This window comes from Nocardioides ganghwensis (assembly GCF_014779655.1).
Lineage (GTDB): Bacteria > Actinomycetota > Actinomycetes > Propionibacteriales > Nocardioidaceae > Nocardioides > Nocardioides ganghwensis.
In genome coordinates, this window is record NZ_JACXYX010000003.1 from 150184 (window position 1) to 171759 (window position 21576).

The 21576-nt window shown below is 72.7% G+C and carries 22 protein-coding genes; 7 read left to right on the forward strand and 15 right to left on the reverse strand.

Features of this window, described 5'->3' with window-relative positions; genetic code table 11:
- Positions 1–3: 3 nt before the first annotated feature.
- The 4 genes from IEZ24_RS04765 to IEZ24_RS04780 all read left to right on the forward strand — a co-directional run bounded on the left by IEZ24_RS04765 (position 4) and on the right by IEZ24_RS04780 (position 5333).
- Positions 4–474 (forward strand): SRPBCC family protein, encoded by a 471-nt coding sequence (locus IEZ24_RS04765; RefSeq protein ID WP_129453090.1) that lies wholly within the window; start codon positions 4–6, stop codon positions 472–474.
- Positions 475–539: 65 nt separating this feature from the next.
- Positions 540–2168 (forward strand): acyl-CoA carboxylase subunit beta, encoded by a 1629-nt coding sequence (locus IEZ24_RS04770; RefSeq protein WP_207206664.1) that lies wholly within the window; start codon positions 540–542, stop codon positions 2166–2168.
- Complete coding sequence (locus tag IEZ24_RS04775; protein ID WP_129453088.1) at positions 2165–4096, forward strand: acetyl/propionyl/methylcrotonyl-CoA carboxylase subunit alpha; 1932 nt, start codon at positions 2165–2167, stop codon at positions 4094–4096. The genes IEZ24_RS04770 and IEZ24_RS04775 overlap by 4 nt, the downstream gene beginning before the upstream one ends.
- A gap of 76 nt (positions 4097–4172) precedes the next feature.
- On the forward strand, positions 4173–5333 hold the full coding sequence (locus IEZ24_RS04780; RefSeq protein ID WP_129453087.1) for an acyl-CoA dehydrogenase family protein: 1161 nt from the start codon (positions 4173–4175) through the stop codon (positions 5331–5333).
- Positions 5334–5802: 469 nt separating this feature from the next.
- Here IEZ24_RS04780 and IEZ24_RS04785 read toward each other — a convergent pair whose 3' ends face one another.
- Positions 5803–6138: a hypothetical protein gene (locus IEZ24_RS04785; protein WP_129453086.1), complete on the reverse strand. Its 336-nt coding sequence runs from the start codon at positions 6136–6138 to the stop codon at positions 5803–5805.
- A gap of 136 nt (positions 6139–6274) precedes the next feature.
- On the reverse strand, positions 6275–7669 hold the full coding sequence (locus IEZ24_RS04790) for an FAD-binding oxidoreductase (RefSeq protein ID WP_129453085.1): 1395 nt from the start codon (positions 7667–7669) through the stop codon (positions 6275–6277).
- 114 nt (positions 7670–7783) lie between these two features.
- On the opposite strand from IEZ24_RS04790, the gene IEZ24_RS04795 reads away from it, so the two are divergent.
- The 3 genes from IEZ24_RS04795 to IEZ24_RS04805 are packed head-to-tail and all read left to right on the forward strand — an operon-like array spanning position 7784 to position 10080.
- Positions 7784–8458: a winged helix-turn-helix transcriptional regulator gene (locus IEZ24_RS04795; protein ID WP_129453084.1), complete on the forward strand. Its 675-nt coding sequence runs from the start codon at positions 7784–7786 to the stop codon at positions 8456–8458.
- A 50-nt stretch (positions 8459–8508) separates the two neighbouring features.
- Complete coding sequence (locus tag IEZ24_RS04800) at positions 8509–8901, forward strand: MmcQ/YjbR family DNA-binding protein (protein ID WP_242498341.1); 393 nt, start codon at positions 8509–8511, stop codon at positions 8899–8901.
- 36 nt (positions 8902–8937) lie between these two features.
- Positions 8938–10080 carry a heparan-alpha-glucosaminide N-acetyltransferase domain-containing protein gene (locus tag IEZ24_RS04805; RefSeq protein ID WP_165355941.1) on the forward strand — a complete coding sequence of 381 codons (1143 nt, stop codon included), beginning with the start codon at positions 8938–8940 and terminating at the stop codon, positions 10078–10080.
- On the opposite strand, the gene IEZ24_RS04810 is transcribed toward IEZ24_RS04805, so the two are convergent.
- The 13 genes from IEZ24_RS04810 to IEZ24_RS04870 all read right to left on the reverse strand — a co-directional run bounded on the left by IEZ24_RS04810 (position 10056) and on the right by IEZ24_RS04870 (position 21451).
- Positions 10056–10607 (reverse strand): protein-L-isoaspartate O-methyltransferase family protein, encoded by a 552-nt coding sequence (locus IEZ24_RS04810; RefSeq protein ID WP_129453082.1) that lies wholly within the window; start codon positions 10605–10607, stop codon positions 10056–10058. The two genes, IEZ24_RS04805 and IEZ24_RS04810, sit on opposite strands and share 25 nt — an antisense overlap.
- A 41-nt stretch (positions 10608–10648) precedes the next feature.
- Positions 10649–11128, reverse strand: a complete 480-nt coding sequence (locus tag IEZ24_RS04815; RefSeq protein ID WP_129453081.1) for a cupin domain-containing protein — start codon at positions 11126–11128, stop codon at positions 10649–10651.
- Entirely contained in the window at positions 11125–11589 is a 465-nt protein-coding gene (locus IEZ24_RS04820) for a VOC family protein (protein ID WP_129453080.1), read from the reverse strand. Before IEZ24_RS04820 ends, IEZ24_RS04815 begins: the two co-directional genes overlap by 4 nt.
- Before the next feature lie 10 nt (positions 11590–11599).
- The gene (locus IEZ24_RS04825) at positions 11600–12049 is read right to left on the reverse strand and encodes a helix-turn-helix domain-containing protein (protein ID WP_129453079.1); all 450 of its coding nucleotides are present in this window, start codon (positions 12047–12049) and stop codon (positions 11600–11602) included.
- 197 nt (positions 12050–12246) lie between these two features.
- Positions 12247–13218, reverse strand: a complete 972-nt coding sequence (locus tag IEZ24_RS04830; RefSeq protein ID WP_129453078.1) for a hypothetical protein — start codon at positions 13216–13218, stop codon at positions 12247–12249.
- 34 nt (positions 13219–13252) lie between these two features.
- Complete coding sequence (locus tag IEZ24_RS04835; RefSeq protein ID WP_207206663.1) at positions 13253–13804, reverse strand: RNA polymerase sigma factor; 552 nt, start codon at positions 13802–13804, stop codon at positions 13253–13255.
- 75 nt (positions 13805–13879) lie between these two features.
- Complete coding sequence (locus IEZ24_RS04840) at positions 13880–14656, reverse strand: DUF1295 domain-containing protein (protein ID WP_242498340.1); 777 nt, start codon at positions 14654–14656, stop codon at positions 13880–13882.
- Position 14657: 1 nt separating this feature from the next.
- Positions 14658–15983 carry an SAM-dependent methyltransferase gene (locus IEZ24_RS04845; RefSeq protein WP_242498339.1) on the reverse strand — a complete coding sequence of 442 codons (1326 nt, stop codon included), beginning with the start codon at positions 15981–15983 and terminating at the stop codon, positions 14658–14660.
- A gap of 8 nt (positions 15984–15991) precedes the next feature.
- Positions 15992–17341: an SAM-dependent methyltransferase gene (locus IEZ24_RS04850; protein ID WP_129453076.1), complete on the reverse strand. Its 1350-nt coding sequence runs from the start codon at positions 17339–17341 to the stop codon at positions 15992–15994.
- Entirely contained in the window at positions 17338–19374 is a 2037-nt protein-coding gene (locus IEZ24_RS22220) for an FAD-dependent oxidoreductase (RefSeq protein ID WP_129453075.1), read from the reverse strand. The genes IEZ24_RS04850 and IEZ24_RS22220 overlap by 4 nt, the downstream gene beginning before the upstream one ends.
- Complete coding sequence (locus tag IEZ24_RS04860; RefSeq protein WP_129453074.1) at positions 19371–20153, reverse strand: anti-sigma factor; 783 nt, start codon at positions 20151–20153, stop codon at positions 19371–19373. The genes IEZ24_RS22220 and IEZ24_RS04860 overlap by 4 nt, the downstream gene beginning before the upstream one ends.
- Entirely contained in the window at positions 20150–20764 is a 615-nt protein-coding gene (sigK, locus tag IEZ24_RS04865) for an ECF RNA polymerase sigma factor SigK (RefSeq protein ID WP_129453073.1), read from the reverse strand. The genes IEZ24_RS04860 and sigK overlap by 4 nt, the downstream gene beginning before the upstream one ends.
- 27 nt (positions 20765–20791) lie before the next feature.
- A complete protein-coding gene (locus tag IEZ24_RS04870) occupies positions 20792–21451 on the reverse strand; it encodes a fasciclin domain-containing protein (RefSeq protein WP_129453072.1) in 660 nt (219 codons plus the stop codon).
- Positions 21452–21576: the final 125 nt, after the last annotated feature.

Consider the following 21576-nt stretch of genomic DNA (forward strand, 5'->3'; position numbering starts at 1 on the left):
GCGATGATCAAGCTGCCGTCCCTGGGCGATGAGGTGTCGGTCTGGATGGACGCCCCGCCCGCCGAGGTCTGGGACCTCGTCAGCGACGTCACCCGGATCGGGGAGTTCAGCCCCGAGACGTTCGAGGCGAAGTGGACCCGCGGCTCGACCGGACCCGAGGTCGGCGCCTACTTCGCCGGCCACGTGAAGCGCAACGGCGTGGGCCCGACGTACTGGTCGCCGTGCCGCGTCACCGCCTGCGAGCCCGAGAGGGTCTTCGAGTTCTCCGTCGGCACCGACGCGGTGACCGTCAACAACTGGGGCTACCGGCTCGAGCCGAAGGACGGCGGCACCCTCGTGACGGAGTACTTCCGCATGGAGCCGAACCTCCCGACGCGCCTCTACTGGCTGGTGCTCGGTCCGCTCCGGCGGCGTACGAACCGCCGCGGGATGCGCACCACGCTGGAGCGGATGAAGGCGGTGGTCGAGGCATGACCGCCCTCGGTGGTCGAGTAGCCGACGAGGAACGAGGAGGCGTATCGAGACCCAACCGCGTCGCGATGCTCGAGAAGCTCGCCGACCTCGACGCCCAGCACGGGATCGCCGTGGCCGGCGGTGGCGAGAAGTACGTCGAGCGCCACCACGCGCGCGGCAAGCTGACCGCACGCGAGCGCATCGAGCTCCTCGTCGACCCCGGGTCGGCCTTCCTCGAGCTCTCGCCGCTGGCGGGCTGGGGCTCCGACTTCACCGTCGGCGCCTCCGTCGTCACCGGGATAGGCGTGGTCGAGGGCGTCGAGTGCATGATCAGCGCCAACGACCCGACGGTGAAGGGCGGCGCCTCGAACCCGTGGACGGTGCGGAAGATCTTCCGCGCCTCGCAGATCGCCGAGGAGAACAACCTCCCCACGATCTCGCTGGTCGAGTCGGGCGGCGCGGACCTGCCGACCCAGAAGGAGATCTTCATCCCCGGCGGCAAGCTGTTCCGCGACCTGACGCGGGCCTCGGCGCGACGCCAGCCGACGATCGCGCTCGTCTTCGGCAACTCGACGGCCGGCGGGGCGTACGTCCCCGGCATGAGCGACTACACCGTCTTCGTGCGCGGCGGGGCGAAGGTGTTCCTCGGCGGCCCGCCCCTGGTGAAGATGGCCACCGGCGAGGAGTCCGACGACGAGTCGCTCGGCGGTGCCGAGATGCACGCCCGGGTCTCCGGCCTCGCCGACTACCTCGCCGAGGACGAGCACGACGCCATCCGGATCGGGCGGCGGATCGTGGTCCGCCTCAACCGGGGGCGTACGGCTGGGGTTCCAGTCCTTTCCAGCGGGTTCTCGGCCGTTGCAGCGGGCGAGAAGCTCGGGAACCACCGGTCAGCCGGTGGTTCCCGCCGAGGGTCGTTCGCCGACCCCGACGCCGACCCCGAGGGCCTGCTCGACCTGATCCCGACCGACCTCAAGGAGCCCTTCGACCCGCGCGAGGTGATCGTCCGGATCGTCGACGGTGCGAGCGAGCACAACGGACGGCCCTTCGACGAGTTCAAGCCGCTCTACGGCACCTCGCTCGTCACGGGCTGGGCCGAGATCCACGGCCGCCCGATCGGCATCCTCGCCAACGCCCAGGGCGTGCTGTTCTCCGAGGAGGCGCAGAAGGCGACGCAGTTCATCCAGCTCGCCAACTCCTCCGACACCCCCCTGCTGTTCCTGCACAACACCACCGGCTACATGGTCGGCAAGGACTACGAGCAGGGCGGCATCATCAAGCACGGCGCGATGATGATCAACGCCGTCTCCAACTCCACCGTGCCGCACCTCAGTGTGATCATGGGCGCGTCCTACGGCGCCGGCAACTACGGCATGAACGGCCGCGCCTTCGACCCGCGCTTCCTCTTCACCTGGCCCAGCGCGAAGTCCGCGGTGATGGGACCGGCGCAGCTCGCCGGCGTGCTGTCGATCGTCGCCCGCGCCGCCGCCGAGGCGAAGGGCCAGGCCTACGACGAGGAGGGCGACGCCGGCATGCGCGCGATGGTCGAGCAGATGGTGGAGGAGCAGTCGCTGCCCTACGCGCTGTCCGGGATGCTCTACGACGACGGCGTCATCGACCCCCGCGACACCCGCACCGTGCTCGCCATCTGCCTGAGCGTCATCGAGAACGCGCCGATCAAGGGCGCCGAGGGATTCGGGGTGTTCCGGCCGTGATCTCCAGACTGCTGGTCGCCAACCGTGGCGAGATCGCCCGTCGCGTCTTCGCCACCTGCCGCCGCCTCGGCATCGAGACCGTGGCGGTGCACTCCGACGCCGACGCCGGCCTGCCGTTCGTGGCCGAGGCCGACCGCGCCGTACGCCTGCCGGGCAACGCGCCCGCCGACACCTACCTCCGCATCGACCTGGTCGTCGAGGCCGCGCGCAGGTCCGGGGCCGACGCGGTCCACCCCGGCTACGGCTTCCTGTCCGAGAACGCCGACTTCGCCCGGGCCGTGATCGACGCCGGGCTGACGTGGGTCGGCCCACCGCCCGAGGCCATCGAGGCGATGGGCGACAAGGTGCGCGCCAAGGAGATCGCCGCGAAGGCGGGCGTCCCCGTGCTCTCGGCCCCCGCTGACCCGACCGAGTCCGACCTGCCCTTGCTGGTCAAGGCGTCCGCCGGTGGCGGTGGCCGCGGCATGCGCGTCGTACGCTCCCTCGACCGGCTCGAGGTCGAGATCGAGGCCGCACGCGCCGAGGCCGAGTCGGCCTTCGGCGACGGCACCGTCTTCGTCGAGCCGTACGTCGAGGCCGGGCGGCACGTCGAGGTGCAGGTCGTCTCGGGCGCGGACCGCACGATCGCCCTCGGCACCCGCGACTGCTCGGTCCAGCGGCGCCACCAGAAGGTGGTCGAGGAGGCGCCGGCCCCGGAGCTGCCCGCGGCCACCGAGGCGGCCATGTGCGAGGCGGCCGAGCGGCTCGCCAGCGACATCGGCTACCGCGGCGCCGGGACGGTGGAGTTCCTCTACGACCCCGCCGCCGACCGCTACTTCTTCCTCGAGATGAACACCCGTCTCCAGGTCGAGCACCCGGTCACCGAGCTCGTGCAGGGGGTCGACCTCGTCGAGCTCCAGCTGTCCGTCGCCGAGGAGCAGGCCGTCGACCTCGAGCGGACGCCGGCCGGGGGGCACGCGATCGAGGTCCGCCTCTACGCCGAGGACTCGGCGTACGTCCCCCAGAGCGGGCGGCTGGTCACCTTCGACCTTCCCTCGGACGCCGAGCTCGCGCCGCTGTCCCGATCGGGCGTCCGGGTCGACAGCGGCTTCGCGTCCGGGGACGACGTCTCGACCTTCTACGACGCGATGCTCGCCAAGGTCATGGCCTGGGCGCCCACCCGCGAGCAGGCGATCCGGATGCTCGTCGCGGCGCTGCGGCGGGCGCGCATCCACGGGGTCACCACCAACCGCGACCAGCTCGTCGAGATCCTCACCGACCCGGTCTTCGTGGCCGGCGAGATGACGACGACGTGGCTCGAGTCGCGCACGGCTGCGGACGTGCAGGACCTCGACCACGCGACGCTCGTGGCCGGCGCGCTCATGCTGGCCGCCGACGACGCGGCCCGGCGTACGGTCCAGCAGGGCGTGCCCGCCGCGTGGCGCAACGTGGTCAGCCAGCCCCAGCGCACGACGTTCGACGGCCACGAGCCGGTCGAGTGGTGGGGCACCCGCGACGGGTTCGTGGTCGACGGCGCGATCGTCCTCGAGGTGTCGCCCACGCATGCGCGGCTCGAGGTCGACGGCGTCACCACGGAGACGCGCGGACACATCTCGTCCGAGCGCCCCGGCGGCCCGCGTGAGGTCTGGGTCGACGGACCACTTCGGTCCGCGCGTCTACGAGAGGTGCCGCGCTTCACCGACCCCGCGGACGCGGTGGCGAGCGGATCGCTGCTCGCGCCGATGCCCGGCACCGTCGTGGCCGTCAAGGTCGAGGCCGGTGCCGAGGTGGTCGCGGGCGACGCCGTCCTGGTCCTCGAGGCCATGAAGATGCAGCACACCGTGACCGCGCCGCACGACGGCACGGTCACCGAGATCAACGTCGAGCCCGGTGCGCAGGTCGCGTCCGGGGAGGTCCTGGCAGTAGTCGAGGAAGGGCACACCGCATGAGCGAGCGAAGCGAGCGAGTCATCCAGCACAGGCCGCACGGTGCCTCGTGCGCGCACGGAGCGAAGCGAGTACGGGCATGAGCACCTACACCGAGACCGACGAGCGCCTCGAGCTCAGGCGCCAGGTCGCCCGACTGGCGAAGGGCTACGGCCGCGACTGGTTCGTCGAGCGGGCGCGCTCCGGCGAGAAGACCACCGAGCTGTGGATGGAGATCGCCAAGGCCGGCTACCTCGGGATCAACATCCCCGAGGAGTACGGGGGCGGTGGCGGCGGCATCGGCGACGTGGCCGCGGTCTGCGAGGAGCTCGCCGCGGAGGGCTGCCCGCTGCTGATGATGGTCGTCAGCCCGGCCATCTGCGGCACCGTGATCGCGCGCTACGGCACCGAGGAGCAGAAGCAGCGCTGGCTCCCCGGGATCTGCGACGGCACCGCGACCATGGCGTTCGCGATCACCGAGCCCGACGCCGGCACCAACTCCCACAACATCACCACCACCGCGCGCCGCGACGGTGACGAGTGGGTGCTGAAGGGCCAGAAGATCTACATCTCCGGCGTCGACGAGGCCGAGAACGTCCTGGTCGTCGCGCGCACCGAGGACGCGAGGACGGGCAAGCTCAAGCCCTGCCTCTTCGTGGTGCCGACGGACTCCGCGGGCTTCGAGTTCACCGCGATCCCGATGGAGATCGTCAGCCCGGAGAAGCAGTTCCAGGTCTTCATCGACGACGTCCGCCTGCCCGCGGACGCGCTCGTCGGCGACGAGGACGGTGGGCTGGTGCAGCTCTTCGCCGGGCTCAACCCCGAGCGGATCATGGCGGCCTCCTTCTCCACCGGGCTGGCGCGCCACGCCCTCGAGAAGGCGTCGGCGTACGCCCGCGAGCGCACCGTCTTCAAGGCCCCGATCGGCTCCCACCAGGCGATCGCCCACCCGCTCGCGATGGCACACATCGAGAACGAGCTGGCCCGACTGATGACGCAGAAGGCGTCCGCGCTCGTCGACGCCGGCGACGACATGGCGGCGGGCGAGGCGGCCAACATGGCGAAGTACGCCGCAGCGGAGGCCGCCGTGCACGCGGTCGACGCGGCGGTGCAGACCCACGGCGGCAACGGCATCACTCAGGAGTACGGCATGGCCGGCCTCCTCGTCGCCGCGCGGGCCGGTCGGATCGCCCCGGTGAGCCGGGAGATGATCCTCAACTTCGTCGCGATGCACTCCCTGGGGCTGCCGAAGTCCTACTGAGCCTCCCTGCGTCATACCGATCCGGACCCATGCGTGCGGATCGGTATGACGCTCCGGTGACAGGATCGGGGCGTGACATCTCGGGGGTGGTGGGTGCTGATGGGCGTCGGCGTCGCGCTGATGGCCGCAGCGAGCGTGTGGGCTCCGCCGCAGCCCGAGCTGATCGCCGGAGGCTCGTGCAACGTCGCGCCGTGCGGGACGCTCGAGGACCCCGGGCGCTGGCGCAACGCCTGGTTGCTCTGGCTCGCCGGAACGGCACTGGCGCTGCCGGCGACGGCACTCGGCGTACGCCCGTCGCGGGTGCCGCGTTGGCCGGTGTTCCTGACCGGGGTGGTCGTGGTGTCGGCGCTGGTCGTGACCGTCGCCCTCGCCGCAATGGCGGCCTCGCTCGTCACCTCCGTGCACGGAGCCGCGACGACGGCCGTGGTGTGCGTGATCCTGCCGGCGGTCGCGGCGGTGAGCAGCTGGGTCAGTCGCAGGTGGTCGTCCGGCCGACGAACCAGCCCTTCGGCACCCGGTGCTCGGCCTCGACGACCACGAGGGGTCGGTCGTCGGCGTCGTAGGTCGTGTAGGTGACGACGTCGACGTAGGTGCGCGACGACTCCGACGTCCAGTGGTCGGCGTCCTCGAGGAAGCCGGCCACGGCGGCGTCCGCGGTGGCAGCGCCGGGGTCGTGCTCCCCGACGAGACCGCCGGGAGTGAAGGCGCCCGAGCAGTCCTCGAGGGGACCGGCCGGCGAGAAAGCCCGGTCCGCGGCGAAGCCGAGGCCCGCGACCACTGCGAGGAGCAGCGCCACCCACTTCATGGCGCGACCCTAGCCTCGCGATGCGACGGACGTGCACCGTGCAGGCAGTTGGGGACCGCGCGGCCTCGGCTGAGCGTGGTCGTGGGCCCCCGAGCCCCGAACTGCCTGCATGGTGTCGGCCCGCGGTCCGACAGGGTCACCCCAGCGGCGGGATGTTGGCGTTCCCCCGGAAGACGTTGGCGGGGTCCCACGCGGTCTTCAGCGTCCGCAGCCGCGACCACTGCTCGGGGCTGTACGCCTCCTGCACCCGCGCCTGGGCGTCGTCGCTGGTGAAGTTCACGTACACGCCGCGGCTGTGCGGGGCCAGCGCGTCGAAGAAGCCGCGCACCCAGGCCCGGTGCCGGTCGGCGTCGCCGGCCTGCTCCGGCAGCCACGAGGCGACGATGTTGATGTCGTGGCTGGCGTCGCGGTGGGGGAAGGCGGTGGCGTCGTCGGGCACCCGGCTCATGGCGCCGCCGAAGCTGAAGATCGGCACGGTCGACAGCGGGCTGCTGATGGTGGCGAGGTGCTCGCAGATCGTGTCGATGACCGCGTCGGTGAGCGGGCCGAGCCGGTGCGACTTCCAGTAGTAGTGCCGCCCGTGCGGCACCGCCGGGTCGAGGAACTTCTGGTGGGCGACGTAGGGCTTCGGCGCGACCGTGTCGAGCACCGGGGTGCCCAGCGCCCGCACCGGGGCGAGCACCCGCTCGCCGTCCTCGACCGGTCCGGCGTAGGTCGCCACCAGGCCGATGATCGGCTTGCCGTGGAGGTGCTCGGGGAAGAGCGGCAACGCCGGGGCCAGCCGCAGGTTGGCCATCAGGCCGACCTCATCGGGTGCGTCGGCGATGAAGTCGCGCAGGAACGCGAGCACCGCCGGTGCCTGGTCGGCGGGCCAGGCGACGAGCCCGGCCAGGATCGTCGGCCCGAGCGGCTGGAGCTCGAAGGTGAAGTCCGTGACGACGCCGAAGTTGCCGCCGCCACCGCGCAGGCCCCAGAACAGGTCCGGGTTCTCGTCCGCCGAGGCCCGCACGATGTCCCCGTCGGCGGTGACGACCTGGCACGAGCGCAGGGCGTCGATCGCCAGGCCTGTCTTGCGCATCAGGTGCCCGATGCCGCCGCCGAGCGTCAGACCGCCGATGCCGGTGTGGCTGATGTAGCCGCTGGTCATGGCCAGCCCGAAGGCCTGGCTCTCCCGGTCGACGTGGGCGTTGAGCGCTCCGCCCTGCGCGGACACGGTGCGGGCCACCGGGTCCACCACCGTGCCCCGCATGCCGGACAGGTCGACGACGACGCCGTCGTCGACCAGCGAGTGGCCGGCGATCCCGTGGCCGCCCCCGCGTACGGCCACCGGCAGGTCGTGGGCGCGCGCCCAGCGCAGGGCCGCGGCCACGTCGCTGGCTCCCTCGCAGCGGGCGAGCAGCGCCGGACGGCGGTCGATCTCGCCGTTCCAGATGCGGCGCTGGTCGTCGTACGCCGGGTGGTCGGGGGTGATGAGGTCGCCGGCGAAGTCGCCGGCGAGGGCCTCGGTGGTGGGCATCTCGAGCGTGGTCATGGGTCTCTCCTCCGTGGGTGGGTGCTGCCCGACCAGCGTCCGTGGGTGGAGGAGTGGCGCGCGAGTATCGATCCTGTACTGGTACAGAACCCATAGCGGTCCTACCGTCGGGAGATGGCAACCACCTACGGTCAGTTCTGCCCAGTGGCGATGGCCTCGGAGGTGCTCACCGAGAGGTGGACGCCCCTCGTGGTCCGGGAGCTCCTGTGCGGCAGCACGCGTTTCAACGACCTCCGTCGCGGGGTCCCGCTCATGTCACCGGCGCTGCTGTCCAAGCGGCTCAAGACCCTCGAGCGCGTCGGTGTCGTCGACCACGTCGGCGGCGAGTACCACCTCACGGCCGCGGGCGAGGAGCTCCGGCCCGTCATCGAGTCGCTGGGCATGTGGGGGCAGCGCTGGGCGAGGGGGGACGTGATCGCCAAGCACTACGACGCCTCGCTGCTCATGTGGGACATCCACCGCAACGTGGACACCGACGCGCTCCCCGAGAGCCGGGTCGTCGTGCACTTCCACCTGAGGGGCTCGAGCGACAGGAAGAGCCACTTCTGGCTGGTGCTGGAGTCGCCGGCCGTCGACCTGTGCCTGACCGATCCGGGCCACGACGTCGACGTGGAGGTCGCGGGGCACATCGAGACGATGGTGGACTACTGGATGGGTCGCCGCGACCTGCTGGGTGCGGTGAAGGCCGGTGACCTCGCCATCGCCGGACCGCGACCGCTCGTCCGGGCGCTGCCGACGTGGTTCACCCGCAGCACGTTCGCGTCGGTGCCCCTGCCCGAGGTGGGCTGACCGCGTCGGGGTGTGGGCACGGTGTCGGACGCCTTTGGCAGGATCTCGCCGTGGCCCTCGCCGACCGTCCGCTCGTGCCCGAGGAGTGGGTGCTGCGCATCGACGCCGTGCTCGGCCGGTTGCCGCGCTGCCGGCAGGAGGCGGCGTGGACCGGTACGCGGTGGCGCGTGGGCGGCGCGACGGTGGCGCACGTCTTCGGCGGGGAGGACCAGGTCTTCCGCATCACGTTCCGCGGCGAGCCCGACGAGGTGGCGGCCTTCGAGCACATGGGCGACCCCTACTTCCGGTCCGGCTGGGGCGGCAACGTCATCGGGATGGTGCTCGACGAGGAGGCCGGCATCGACTGGGAGGAGCTGGCCGAGCTGCTCACCGACTCCTACTGCCTCCAGGCCCCCACCCACCTCGCCCAGCAGGTCGAGCGCCCGGCGGTCGACGGCACCTGAGCGGGCGGTTCCCCCCGCCCCGGCAGGATGGGACGCATGACCGCGACGCGCCTGGGCCGCCTCGTCGGGCTCGACGTCGCCCGGTGCCTCGCGCTGCTCGGCATGGTCGCCACCCACGTGCTCGACGCCCGCACCCCGGACGGCGAGGTCGCGACCGCGCAGCTGCTGGCCGGCGGCCGGGCGTCGGCGCTCTTCGCCGTGCTGGCCGGGGTGAGCCTGGCGCTGATGACCCGCGAGCCGCTGCGCGGGCGCCCGCTCGTCCTGCGCTCCGCGGGCATCGCCGGCCGGGCGGTGCTCATCGCGCTGCTGGGGCTGCTGCTCGGCGGCCTCGACAGCGGCGTCGCCGTGATCCTCACCTACTACGGCGTGCTGTTCGTCCTCGGCCTGCCGTTCACCGTCCTCCGCCTGCGGTCGCTGGTCCCGCTCACGGTCGGGTGGGTGGTCGTGGCGCCCGCGGTCTCCCACCTGGTCCGTCCGCACCTGCCCGAGCGCGGCTTCGACAGCCCGTCCTTCGAGCAGCTGGCCGACCCGGGACAGCTGGCCAGTGAGCTCCTGCTCACCGGCTACTACCCGGTCGTGCCCTGGCTGGCCTACCTCCTCGCCGGCATCGCGCTGGGCCGGCTCGACCTCCGCGACACCTCCCTGCTCGGCGCGCTCGCACTGGGCGGCCTCGGCACCGCGGTGCTCGCCACCCGGGTCTCGGGCGCGCTCGTCGACCCGGCCGTGGCGTCGGAGAACGCGACCGGCATGTACGGCACGACGCCCGCGGACGGCGACTGGGACTGGCTGCTGGTCGTCGCACCGCACTCGGCGACACCGTTCGACCTGGCCCAGACCATCGGCAGTGCGGTGCTGGTGATCTGCGCCTGCCTGCTCCTCGAACGGCTCCTGCCCCGCGCCGTGACGGCTGTGCTCGCCGTCGTGCTCGGCGCCGGGGCGGCGACCCTCACCCTCTACTCCCTGCACGTCGTGATGCTGACGCCGCAGGTGTGGCCGGAGGAGGAGCCGTCCGCGTACGTCTCCCACGTCGTCGTGCTGCTCGCCCTCGGCGCGGTGCTCCGGCTGCTGCGTCGGCGCGGGCCGTTGGAGGCCGTGGCCGGGCTGCCGGTCCGCCTGGCCCGGTCCGCGGCCACCGGCGACGACTCCCGTACGCCTCAGCGCAGCGGCACGAACCGGTAGCGCCCGTGCTCGGTGACGACCGCGCCCGGGTTGGTGACCCGCAGCATGGTGCCGTCCACCGGCACCACCAGGACGCCGTCGTCGGCGAGCTGGTCGACGAGCGCGGTGGGCAGCGACCGCGCCATCGCCGAGACCAGGATGCGGTCGTACGGCGCGCCGTCGGGGTCACCCAGGAGGCCCGGGGTCGCGAGCCGGATCGTCGCCCAGGGGCGGTGGGTGCGGGCGAGGTTCGCGCCGCCGAACGACACCAGCTCCGGCTCGAGCTCGACCCCGAGCACGACGCCGCTCGGTCCGACCAGGTGCGCGAGCAGCGCGGTCGTCCACCCCGATCCGGCACCCACGTCGAGCACGTGCTGCCCGGGGCGTACGTCGAGCAGCCGCAGCATGTCGTCGACGGTGCGCGGCTGGGAGTTGGTCTGTCCGGCCGCGATCGTCAGCGGTCCGTCGTAGGACGCGCGCCGACGCACCCCGCGGGGGAGGAAGTCCCGCCGCGGGGTGGCGTCGAAGGCTGCGTCGACGGAGTCCATCACAGGGAGTGCACCACACGGAGTGCACTGGGCGCGCCCCGTCAGAGCCAGTGGTTGTCGTGCTCGCGCATGAAGCGGTCGTAGGCGTCCTCGTCGAAGTCGCCGATGCCGGCGGCCAGCCCCTCGAAGTAGGCCTCGCGCGGAGCCCCCGGCGCGAAGTGGAGCAGCATCTCGGCGGCACCGTCCTCGTTGCGGAAGCCGTGGATGCCGCCGGCCGGCACGTGGGCGAAGTCGCCGGCGTGGCACGTGAGCCACGTCGAGCCGTCGAAGATCCTGACGGTGCCCTCGAGGACGTAGAACGACTCGGTGATGGTCCGGTGGAAGTGCGGCCCCGGCCCGCTCGGGGGTCCGGCGAACTCCCACCGGTAGAGGCCGAACGTGCCGGCCGTCTCGGTGCCCTGGGCGAGGTAGAAGACCTTGTTGCCGTTGGGGTAGACGACGGCCGGCTCGACCGCGGCGCGGACGACGTGGGCGGAGACCTCGCCGGAGTCGCCGTGGTAGAGCGGCGGCGGGTAGCTCATCTCGCCGCCGCGGTGTCGTAGGCGTCCTGCACCTGCTCGGTCGTGGCAGCGTTGGGCTGGCTGACCCGGATGTGGTTGCCGAACGGGTCGCGGAGCCCGAAGTCGGTGCCGTAGGGCTGCTCGACCGGCTCCTGGGTGATCTCGACGCCGGCGTCGCGGAGGGCGGCGTACGTCGCGTGCACGTCGTCGCTGGTGAGGAAGACCCCGCCGAGGGCGCCCTTGGCGACCAGCTCACGCACCTGCGCGGCCGTGGCCTCGTCGTGCTGGGGCCCGCCGACGAGCTCGAGCAGCAGGGAGGTGTTCTGGCCGGGGACCCCGACGGTGAGCCACCGCATGAAGCCGAGGTCGATGTCGTCGCGCACCTCGAAGCCGAGGTGGGTCGTGTAGAAGTCGAGCGCCTCGTCCTGGTCGAGGACGGGGACGCTGCGGATGTGGAGCGCGGTGATGTGGTTGGTGTTCATGTCGAGGACGCTAGTCAGCGTCGACCTCTCCGCGCTTCTCCGAAACGACTGTCTGGCGCTCCCGCGGCCGGGTCCACGCCGCGATGAAGCACGAGGGCACCGCCACCGGCGCGTGCTCGGCCCGGAACTCGCTCGGCGAGCGCCCGACGACGTTGCTGAAGGTGCGGCTGAAGGTGCCGAGGCTCGCGAAGCCGACGTCCCAGGCGATGTCGGTGACCGGGCGGTCGGTCTGTCGCAGCAGGGTCATCGCCCGCTCGACCCGGCGGCGCTGGAGGTAGCGGTGCGGGGTCTCGCCGAAGACGTCCTTGAAGACGCGGCCGAACTGCGAGGGCGACAGGTGCGCGACCGCGGCGAGGGTGGGGATGTCGAGCGGGTCGGCGAAACGCCGGTCCATCTCGTCGCGGGCACGCAGCATCCGGCGGTTGGTGTCCTCGCGCGCGGAGCGTGGTCGCTCGGGCATGGCCCCGAACCTAGTCGCCCGCTCCGACACGCGACAGCGGCACGACCCCGGGGGAGGGCCGTGCCGCTGTCTGTGCGTTGTGGGACGTGGATCTCGCGTGTTCTGGGGGGATCCTCGTACGCCGGCGGGAGGTCGGTGCACGAGGGCGCGAGAGCCGGTCCTGCGGAACGCGGCCGCCGCCGGTGTGAACCGGACGTCTAGGTGGTGCCTCCCTTGTCTCCGTTGCCGTTGGTGCTGCCGGAGCCGGAGCCGCCGTTGCCGTTGCCCGAGCCGCCGTTGCCGGAGCTCCCGGAGCTGCCCGGGTCCGACGTCGTGGTGTCGGTCGTGGTCTCGGTCGGGGTCGGCCGGTCGGTGGGGGTGGGCTTGACCGTGGGCGTCGGCCTGGTGGTCGGCGTCGGCTTGTCGGTCGGCTTGTCGGTCGGCTTGCCCGGGGTCGGCTTGTCGGTCGGCTTGCTGGTCGGCGTCGGCTTGTCGGTGGGCCGGCCGGTCTCCTTCGGCGGACCGATGAGGTCGACGCAGTAGGTCGCGATGCGGTCGGCTCCGCCGGCCTCGGCGGCGAGCGCCTGGAAGGCGGCGCTGCCGAGGGAGGATCCCGCGTCCCCGCGGTCGGCGGCCTGGAAGGCCCTGCAGAGGCCCTTGAAGTCGGGCGTCGGGGTGGCCGTCTCGTCCGGGGTCTCGCTCGAGCCCGTGCTCGAGCCGGCGGACCCGGTGGGCGAGCCGGCTGACCCGGTGCCGGAGGAGCTGGGGCCGTTGCCCGAGGTCGACGAGGTTCCGGGGGTCGTCGGGACGCCGGTGCCCGGCGTCCTCGAGACCGACTCGGTGGCCCGGTCGGACGCCCGGTCCGGCAGGAGGGGCAGGTGCGCGGAGTTGGCGAGCGCGAAGCCGCCCGAGGTCAGGGCGACGACCGCGCCCGTGGCGACGACCGCGCGGGCGGCGGCACGGCTGCCGAGCCGGGTGGGCGACACGAATCCGCTGCGGGACGCGGGAGGCGGTGCGAGGCGCGCCGCGTGGAACGCCGCGACGGCCGCGTCCTCGCGCCGGAGCTCGTCGGGGAACGCAGGGGCACTCGCCGCGGTGAGGGCCCAGCCGAGGGCGCTGTCGTGCTCCGCCGGCGTGTCGAGCAGTCGCTCGGCGTCTCGGCGGGACAGGTGCGGGTCGGGGGCGGTCATCTCACTCCTTTCAGCGTCTCGGCAGGTGCGGGTGTTACGGCTCGTCGACGATTTTCTTCGCCAGCTGCTTGAGCCCCCGGTGGGCGGCGGCGCGTACGGCTCCGGGTCTCTTGCCCAGGATCCGGGCCGCTGTCGGGGCGTCGAAGCCGAGCACCGTCCGCAGCATGATCGCCTCGGCCTGGTCGCGGGGGAGTGCGCTGATCAGCCGGACGACGGCCTCGGAGTTGACCCGGCCCAGCGTGTCGGCCTCGACGTCCGCGTCGTCGGGGAGGTCGACGAGCTCGTCGACCGGCTCCTCCGACACCGGGCGCCGTCGGTGGTGGCGCAGGTGGTCGAGCGCCCGGTTGCGTCCGATCGTGGTGATCCAGCCGCGGAACCCGTCGGCGTCTCCACTGAAGCGGTCGAGGTCGCGGAACGCCTGGGTCCACGCCTCGCTGGCCACGTCCTCGGCGTCCGTCGGGCCGACGAGGACGGTCAGGTAGCGCAGCAGGGGCGGCTGGACGTGGCGGTAGACGAGGCGGAACGCCGCCTCGTCGCCTGCCTGCATGGCTTCGACCGCATGGTCGAGCCCCTCCTCCGCCGCCACCGGCGCATTGTCACCCGAAGGCATCCCTGGCCGGGACAGAACCCCCGTCGAAGGCCTCGGAATCGCCCGCCGGGGTCAGGAACGGGGCGGGCGGGGGAAGAACAGCGGGACCCGGGCGGCGTACTCGGCCCACCCCTCTCGCTGCGACATGGTCCTCTCCAGGAGCTTCGCGCCGGTCACGTTGCGGATGAAGAAGGTCATCGCGGCCGGGGCGAACACGGTGGCCAGGCCCGGCACCCAGCCGAGCGAGAGCGCGCCGGCCACCCACAGCCCCCACCACACACAGGCGTCGCCGAAGTAGTTGGGATGACGGGTCCAGCCCCACAGGCCGGTGTCGAGGATCTTCGGGCGCGACTCGCGCGGGCGGGCCTTGTAGGCCTCGAGCTGGGCGTCGCCGACGACCTCGAAGTAGACACCGACCGCCCAGATCGCCACGCCGACCCAGACGACGGGCCACCACTGGACGTCGTACGCCGCCGCGACCTGCAGCGGGAAGGAGATGATCCACGCCACGAGGGCCTGGGTCCCGAAGACCCGCAGCAGGACCGTGGCCGCGCCGGCGCGCCAGCCGGGGCCGCCCAGCATCTTCTCGTAGCGCGGGTCCTCGCCGTGGCCGCGGGAGCGGCGGGCGATGTGGACGGCGAGACGACCGCCCCACAGCGCCACGAGCAGCGCCAGGAGCCACGAGTGGGTGTCGGGCCAGGCGGCGGCCAGCGCGAGCGCGATCGCGACGAACGACAACCCCCACGCGACGTCGACGTCGGCCACCCGGTCCCGTCGCCGGCTCACCGCCGCCGTCGCCCCCATGACGACGACGGCGGCGAGGATCGCGACGACAGCCTGGGTCAACACGTCACCATGACCTGACTGCCGGGAGGGTGTGGGGTGCGCCGGGACGCACCGCGAGGATCTGGTCGACGCCCATCCGGCCGTCGCGGAAGGCGAGCGCGCCGCCGACGAGGTAGAGGCGCCACACGCGCACGACCTCCTCGCCGACCAGCTCGCGCAGCCGCGGGAGGTGGGCCTCGAAGTTCTCGATCCAGCCGTTGACCGTGAGGACGTAGTGCTCGCGCATCGCGTGCACGTCGCGGACCTCGAGGCCGCCGGACTCGATGAGGTCGACGGTCTCGCCGACGGGCCGCATCGTCATGTCGGGGGCGATGAAGGACTCGATGAACGGTCCGCCGCCGGGGTGCTTGCCGCCGCCCGCGCCCTGGCGCGACATCTGCTGGACGAGCACGCGGCCGCCGGGCCTGACCGCTCGTCGCAGGACCTCGACGTAGGTCGGGTAGTTGGTCGCCCCGACGTGCTCGCCCATCTCGAGCGAGCCGACGGCGTCGAAGTGGTCGCGCTCGGGGACCTCGCGGTAGTCCTGCAGCCGGATCTCGACCCGGTCGCCGAGCCCGCGCTCAGCGATGCGGGCGTCGATGAACTTCTTCTGCTCGGCCGCGATCGTCACGCCGGTGACCTGCGCGCCGAAGTGCTCGGCGGCGTGCAGGGACAGCGAGCCCCAGCCGCAGCCGACGTCCAGCATCCGCATGCCCGGCTCCAGGCCGAGCTTGGTGCAGACGAGGTCGAGCTTGGCGCGCTGCGCGTCCTCGAGGGGCACGTCGGGAGTGGCGTGGTAGCCGCAGCTGTAGGCCATCTGCGGCTCGAGGATGAGGGAGTAGAACTCGTTGGAGAGGTCGTAGTGGTGGCTGATGGACGACCGGTCGCGGGCCAGGCTGTGCAGCCGGCCCCTGATCCGCGCCTGCGACGCCGGTGGTGCCGGCGGTCGGCCGAGCGCGCCGAGGCCGGCGGCGGTGCGGACCGCGTCGACCATCGCGCGCGGCGAGAGGCGTACGCCGGACAGCCCGCGCTCGGCACCCACCGCGAAGGCGTGGGTGAGCGCGGAGCCGAGGTCCCAGCCGTCCTGCTCGGGGACGTCGAGCTCGCCGGTGACGTACGCCTGGGCGGCGCCGAGCTCACCGGGGTGCCACAGCAGCCGACGCAGCGCGTCGGGAGAACGGAGCACGACGAGCGGGGCGCCCTCCGGACCGGCGACCGAGCCGTCCCAGGCCTCCAGGCGCACCGGGAGGTCGCCGCCGATGAAGGGCCGCACCGCCTCGGCGAGGCGCGCGGCCACGCCGCCGGGTGCGTCCGCCCGGTGGGCGGCGGTGGACGGAGCGGTCTGGGTCACGGGGTCCGTCACCGGTCCTCTCGGGTGAAGGTGAGCTGCGAGACGTTGATGTAGCCGCTGGCGAACCCGGCCTGGGAGTAGGCCAGGTAGAAGTGCCACACCCGCATGAACATGTCGTCGAAGCCGAGGGCCAGGACGGACTCGCGCTGGCCGAGGAACCGCCGGTCCCAGCGACGCAGCGTCTCGGCGTAGTGGCTGCCCATCTCGAGCTGGTCGACGAGGCGCAGCGTGGTCTGCCCGCGGGTGATCTGGTCGATCACCTCGACGCTCGGCAGGAAGCCGCCGGGGAAGATGTACTTGTTGATCCACGTGTGGCTGTCCCGGGTGGCGAGCATCCGGTCGTGGGGCATCGTGATGGCCTGGATCGAGACCTTGCCGCCGGGGGCGAGGACCTGGTCGATCGTCCGGAAGTAGGTGCCCCAGAACTCGTGGCCGACGGCCTCGATCATCTCGACCGACAGCACCGCGTCGTAGGTGCGTCCGGTGGCGGCGAGCGCGCGGTAGTCCATCAGCTCGACCTCCACCCGGTCGGCGAAGCCGGCGGCCGCGATGCGCTCCTCGGCCAGCTCGAGCTGCTCGACGGAGAGGGTGATGGTGTGCACGCGGGCGCCGCGGCTGGCCGCCCGGATGGCCAGCTCGCCCCACCCGGTGCCGATCTCCAGCACGCGCGTGCCCTCGGTGACGCCGGCCTGGTCGAGCATCCGCTCGATCTTGCGGCCCTGCGCCGCGGCGAGGTCGGGACCGTGGCGACGCGGGTCGTCGTGGTCGACCGGCTCCGGCGTCGTCGCGACCAGGTGCTCCGCCACCGAGCCCGGTCCGGCGGGAGCCGACTGGAGGGAGGTGTCGAAGAGTGCGGAGGAGTAGCTCAGCGTCTCGTCGAGGAAGAGCCGGAAGAGGTCGTTGGAGAGGTCGTAGTGGTGGGAGATGTTGGCCTGGCTGTTGTCCTCGGTGCTGCGGTGGTGGCTCGGCAACCGGGGCGTCACCAGGGCGCGCAGCCGCTGGAGCGGTTGCGGGACGAGCGTGGCCATCCGGGCCGCGGGCACGGTGAGGAAGCCGGCGAGGTCCTCGGCGTCCCACGCCCCGGTGAGGTAGGCCTCGCCGAAGCCGATCAGGCCGGCACGCCCGAGCCGGGCGTAGAACTCGTCGGGGCGGTGCAGGCGCATCACCGGGCCGCCCTGGCCGAGGCGACGACCGGTGGGCTCCTCGACCACGGTGATGGCCAGCCGGGACACCGCCGCGTGGAAGAGGCGCTTGGCGACGGCCGCCGAGACCGCGGTGCGCGGGCCGCCCGTGATGGGCTCCAGCGGGGGCATGCCCTGGGTGCGGACGGTGGCGGGTCGGTTCTTCTCGATGGTCATCGCACGCCCTCCTGGCGGTGGCGGGGTCGCGGTCGGATCGGCAGCCGCCGGGCCCACAGCCAGATGCCGTGTGCCCGGATCAGCGCGCTGCCGCGCAGCGCGGCGCCGAGGGTCCTGCGGACGGGGATGTCGGTGCGGGTGCCGGTGAGGCTCGCGCTGAACGGCGCGGACCCGCCCGCGTCAGCGTCGTGCCCCCGCAGCGTGACCGCCACGTGGAGGCGGTCGGTGGGGAGCGGCACCGCCACGTCGTACGTGCCGTCGACGCCGTGGAACGGCGAGACGTACATCGCCTTGTCGGTCTGCGCACGGCCCTGCTCGTCGGGGTGGACGAGGTAGGCGTGGCGGTCGCCGTAGGTGTTGTGCACCTCGACGACCACACCGGCCTGGCGGCCCGCGTCGTCGAAGCACCAGAAGATGCTGATCGGGTTGAAGCAGTGGCCGAGCGACCGCGGGTGCGCGGCCATCAGGATCGTGCCGGGCCGCTCGCCGGCCCCCAGCGATACGCCGTTGCCGGCGAGGAAGGACTCGACGTTGGCGCGCAAGCTGCGCCCGGGCGAGCCGAGGTGGTCGCGGGCCTCGAACCGCGCGAGCAGCCCGTGGTCGGGCAGGTCGTCGAGGTCGACGAGCCAGAAGGTCGAACGGTGCTCGAAGCTGCGCCTGAACGGGGTGCGGCGGGTGTGGCGGATCGTCGTCTCGAAGCGGCCGGGCCGCGGCAGCACCGGGGTGGTGCGTGCCCACGGCAGACCGAGGTGGGTGGCGGCGGCGAGGCCGGACCGCGCGCCGTCCTCGTGGAACCCCCAGCCGTGGTAGGCCCCCGCGAAGGCGATCCGCTCGCTGTTGATCTCGGGCAGGCGCCGCTGGGCCGCGACCGACCCAGGGGTGTAGAGCGGGTGCTCGTACTCCATCCGGTCGATGACCGTCGCCGGGTCGACGAGGTCCTCGCCGCCCAGGGTGACCAGGTAGTGGATGTCAGTGGGCAGGCGCTGGAGCCGGGTGAGGTCGTAGGTGACCGTCACCCCGCCCGTCCCGCCCTCGGGCGCACCTGGCTCGCTCCGGGGGCGGTGGAAGTTCCAGGACGCGCGGGCGTCGGACGCGGACGGCAGCAGGGAGGCGTCGGTGTGCAGCAGCGCAGGGTTGCTGCTGTAGGGCAGTGCGGAGAGGACCTCGCGCTGGAGGTCGGTCGGCGCCTCGAGCATGGCGAGCGCGTGCGAGGGGTGCGTGGCGACCACGACCGCGTCGAAGCGGGTGGTCGCGCCGCTGCCGTCGGTGACCTCGACGCCGTCGGCGAGCTCGCGCACGGACGTCACCTTGGTCTCGAGGCGTACGTCCTGGAGACCGGCGGCCACCCGGGCGACGTACGTGCCGGACCCGCCGGTCACGGTGCGCCACTGCGGGGAACCGAAGACGCCGAGCATGCCGTGGTGCTCGAGGAAGGTGAAGAGGTAGCGCGCGGGGTAGTCGAGCGACGTGGCCGGGTCGCAGGACCACACTGCGGCGACGAGCGGCTCCATGAAGTGGCGCACGAAGCCCGGCGAGAAGCCGCCCGCGGCGAGGAAGTCGCGCAGCGTCTGGTCGTCGGTCGTCGCGGGCGTGCCGAGGAGCGCCCGCGCGCGACGGTGGAACCGCGGGATCTCGAGCAGCATCCGCCAGTGCTCGCGCGAGCGGAGCGAGGACCGCTGGGCGAACAGCCCGCGTGGGCCGAGCGCGCCGGCGTACTCGACACCGGTGCCGGCGTCGCTCACCGACAGCGACATCTCCGACGGCTGCGTCTCGACGCCCAGCTCGGCGAACAGTCGCAGGAGCGTGGGGTACGTGCGCCGGTTGTGCACGATGAAGCCGGTGTCGATGGCGAGCTCGCCGTCGGGCGTCGCGACGCGGTGGGTGTCGGCGTGGCCGCCCAGGCGGTCGTCGGCCTCGTAGAGCGTGACGTGCGCGGTGCGCGAGGCGATCCACGCAGCGGTCAGGCCGGCCACGCCCGACCCGACCACGGCGACCCGGCGCTGCCCGGAGTCGCTGTGGCGCGCGGCGTTCACGTCGCCTCGGTGAGGTCGAACAGGGCGATCGGGTCGCTGGTCGGCTGCTCGGAGCCGCCCTCGGGCTCCACGGTGATGCCCACGGCGACCGCCTCGGCCGCGGAGCCGTCGAGCACGACGGTCTGGTCGGGAGCGTCGGGCATCAGGCCGGCGGGGACCATGTCGTCCTCCGGTGTCTGGAACCACAGCTCGTAGTCCTTGCCCTCCGGGGCGGAGACCATGTCCTCGGTGACGATGACGGCCTTGTCCTGCGACTTGGACCTGACGACGGTCGCGCGCCCGGCCTCGCCGAGGTCGAGGAAGACCTCCTCGGCGTCGGGAGCCTGGAGCACCTGCTCGGCAGCCGTCAGCCGCGGGACCTCGTCGTCGTCCGCCCACGGCGCGACGATCATCGCGCCGAGGCCGACGAAGAGCGCGAGCGCCGCCGCGACCAGAAAGGGCGCCCAGCCGCGCCGCCCGGCCGGCTTCCCGGAGCGGGCCGGGGCAGCCTGGGGGGTGGCGACGGGGGTGGCGGTGGGGGTGGAGGTGGGGGTGGCGGTGGTGGTGACCTCGGGTGCGAGGGGTCGGACCTGGGAGATGCCCGCGAGCACCGAGTCGCGCAGCGACGCGGGCGGGGGGACGGCGACGGTCTCGGAGAGGAGAGCCGCGGTCTCGCGGAGCTCGGCCACCTCGGCGCGGCAGTCGTCACACTGCGCGAGGTGCTGCTCGAACCGGGCGCGCTCGAGCTCGTCGAGCGCGTCCATCGCGTAGGCGCCAGTGAGCTTGTGAAGGTCACTCATGACGCAACTCCCATCAGGTCTCGCAGGCGGATCAGTCCGTCGCGTATTCGTGTCTTGGCTGTGCCCAACGGGACGTCGAGCAGGGTGGCGACCTCGGTGTGGGTGTAGCCGCCGAAGTAGGTGAGCTCGACGGCACGCCGCTGGACGTCGGTCAGGGTGGCGACCGCGCTGCGGACACGGGCCGCGTCGAGCGACGCGTGGGCGGCCTCGGCGGTCTGGTCGTGGTCGGTCGGTGCCGTCTCCCGGTTCCACGTCTCGTCGCGGGCCGATGCGGCCTCGACGGAGCGGACCCGGTCGACGGCCTTGCGGTGGACGATCGTGAGCAGCCAGCCGGCGGCACTGCCCCGCGCGGGGTCGAACCTGGTGCTGGAGCGCCACGCGTCGAGGTAGGCCTCCTGGGTGACCTCCTCGGCGTGTGCCGGGTTGCGGACCACGCGGAGCGCGAGGCCGTACGCCCGCGCCGAGGTCGCGTCGTAGAACTCCGCGAAGGCGCTCTCGTCGCCGAGGGCCGACCGGTGCAGCAGGTCGGCGAGCCGGGGGGAATCGCCCCCGGACGGGGCGCCCTGCGGCGCCCCGTCCGGTACGGGCCTCACGTGGTCCACGTCAGTCATCCTTGCAGTGTGCGTCCGGGAGGACGATCACATCTGCGGCATCAGGACCTGGTCGACGACGTAGACGGTGGCGTTGGCGGTCTGCACGTTGCCGCACACGACGCTGGCCTCGCCGATGGTGAAGTTCTCACCCTCGCCCTCGACCGTCAGCATGTCGCCGGCCAGGGTCTCGTGCTCACCCGCGACGTCCTCGGGGCTCAGGCGCTCGCCGACCACGTGGTGGGTGAGGACCGTGGTGAGGGCCTCCTTGTCGGCGAGGAGGGCGTTGAGGTCCTTCTTCGGGATCGCGGCGAACGCGTCGTCGGTCGGGGCGAACACGGTGAGCGCCTCGGCGGAGTTCAGCGTGTCGACCAGGCCGGCCTCGCCCACGGCGGCGACCAGCGTCTTGAGGAGCGGGTTGTTGGAGGCGGCGGTGGCGACCGGGTCGTCGGCCATGCCCTCGACGGAACCCTCACCCGAGGTGGGGACGCCGGCGCAGCCGGGGCCGAACGGAGCGTCGGCGGCCATCGGCTCCTCGGACTCCATGGGCTCCTCGGTGGGCTCCTCGGTGGGCTCGGAGGTCTCCGAGGTGGTGGTCTCGGCGGCGCTGTCGGTGTCGCTCTCGCTGCCACAGGCGGCCAGACCCATGGACGCGGTCAGCGCGAGGGCGGCGAGGCCCATGGTGCGGGTGCGGAGCAGGGTGTTCATGGCGTTGCCTTTCGATTGGAACCAAGGGAGGGCCCGGAGGCCCGCTGTCGGGAGGTGTTCGGGGCGGTCCCCGGGGTGGATGGGTGTTATCTCGAAAAACTTTGGACAATCCTTGGACAGCGTGC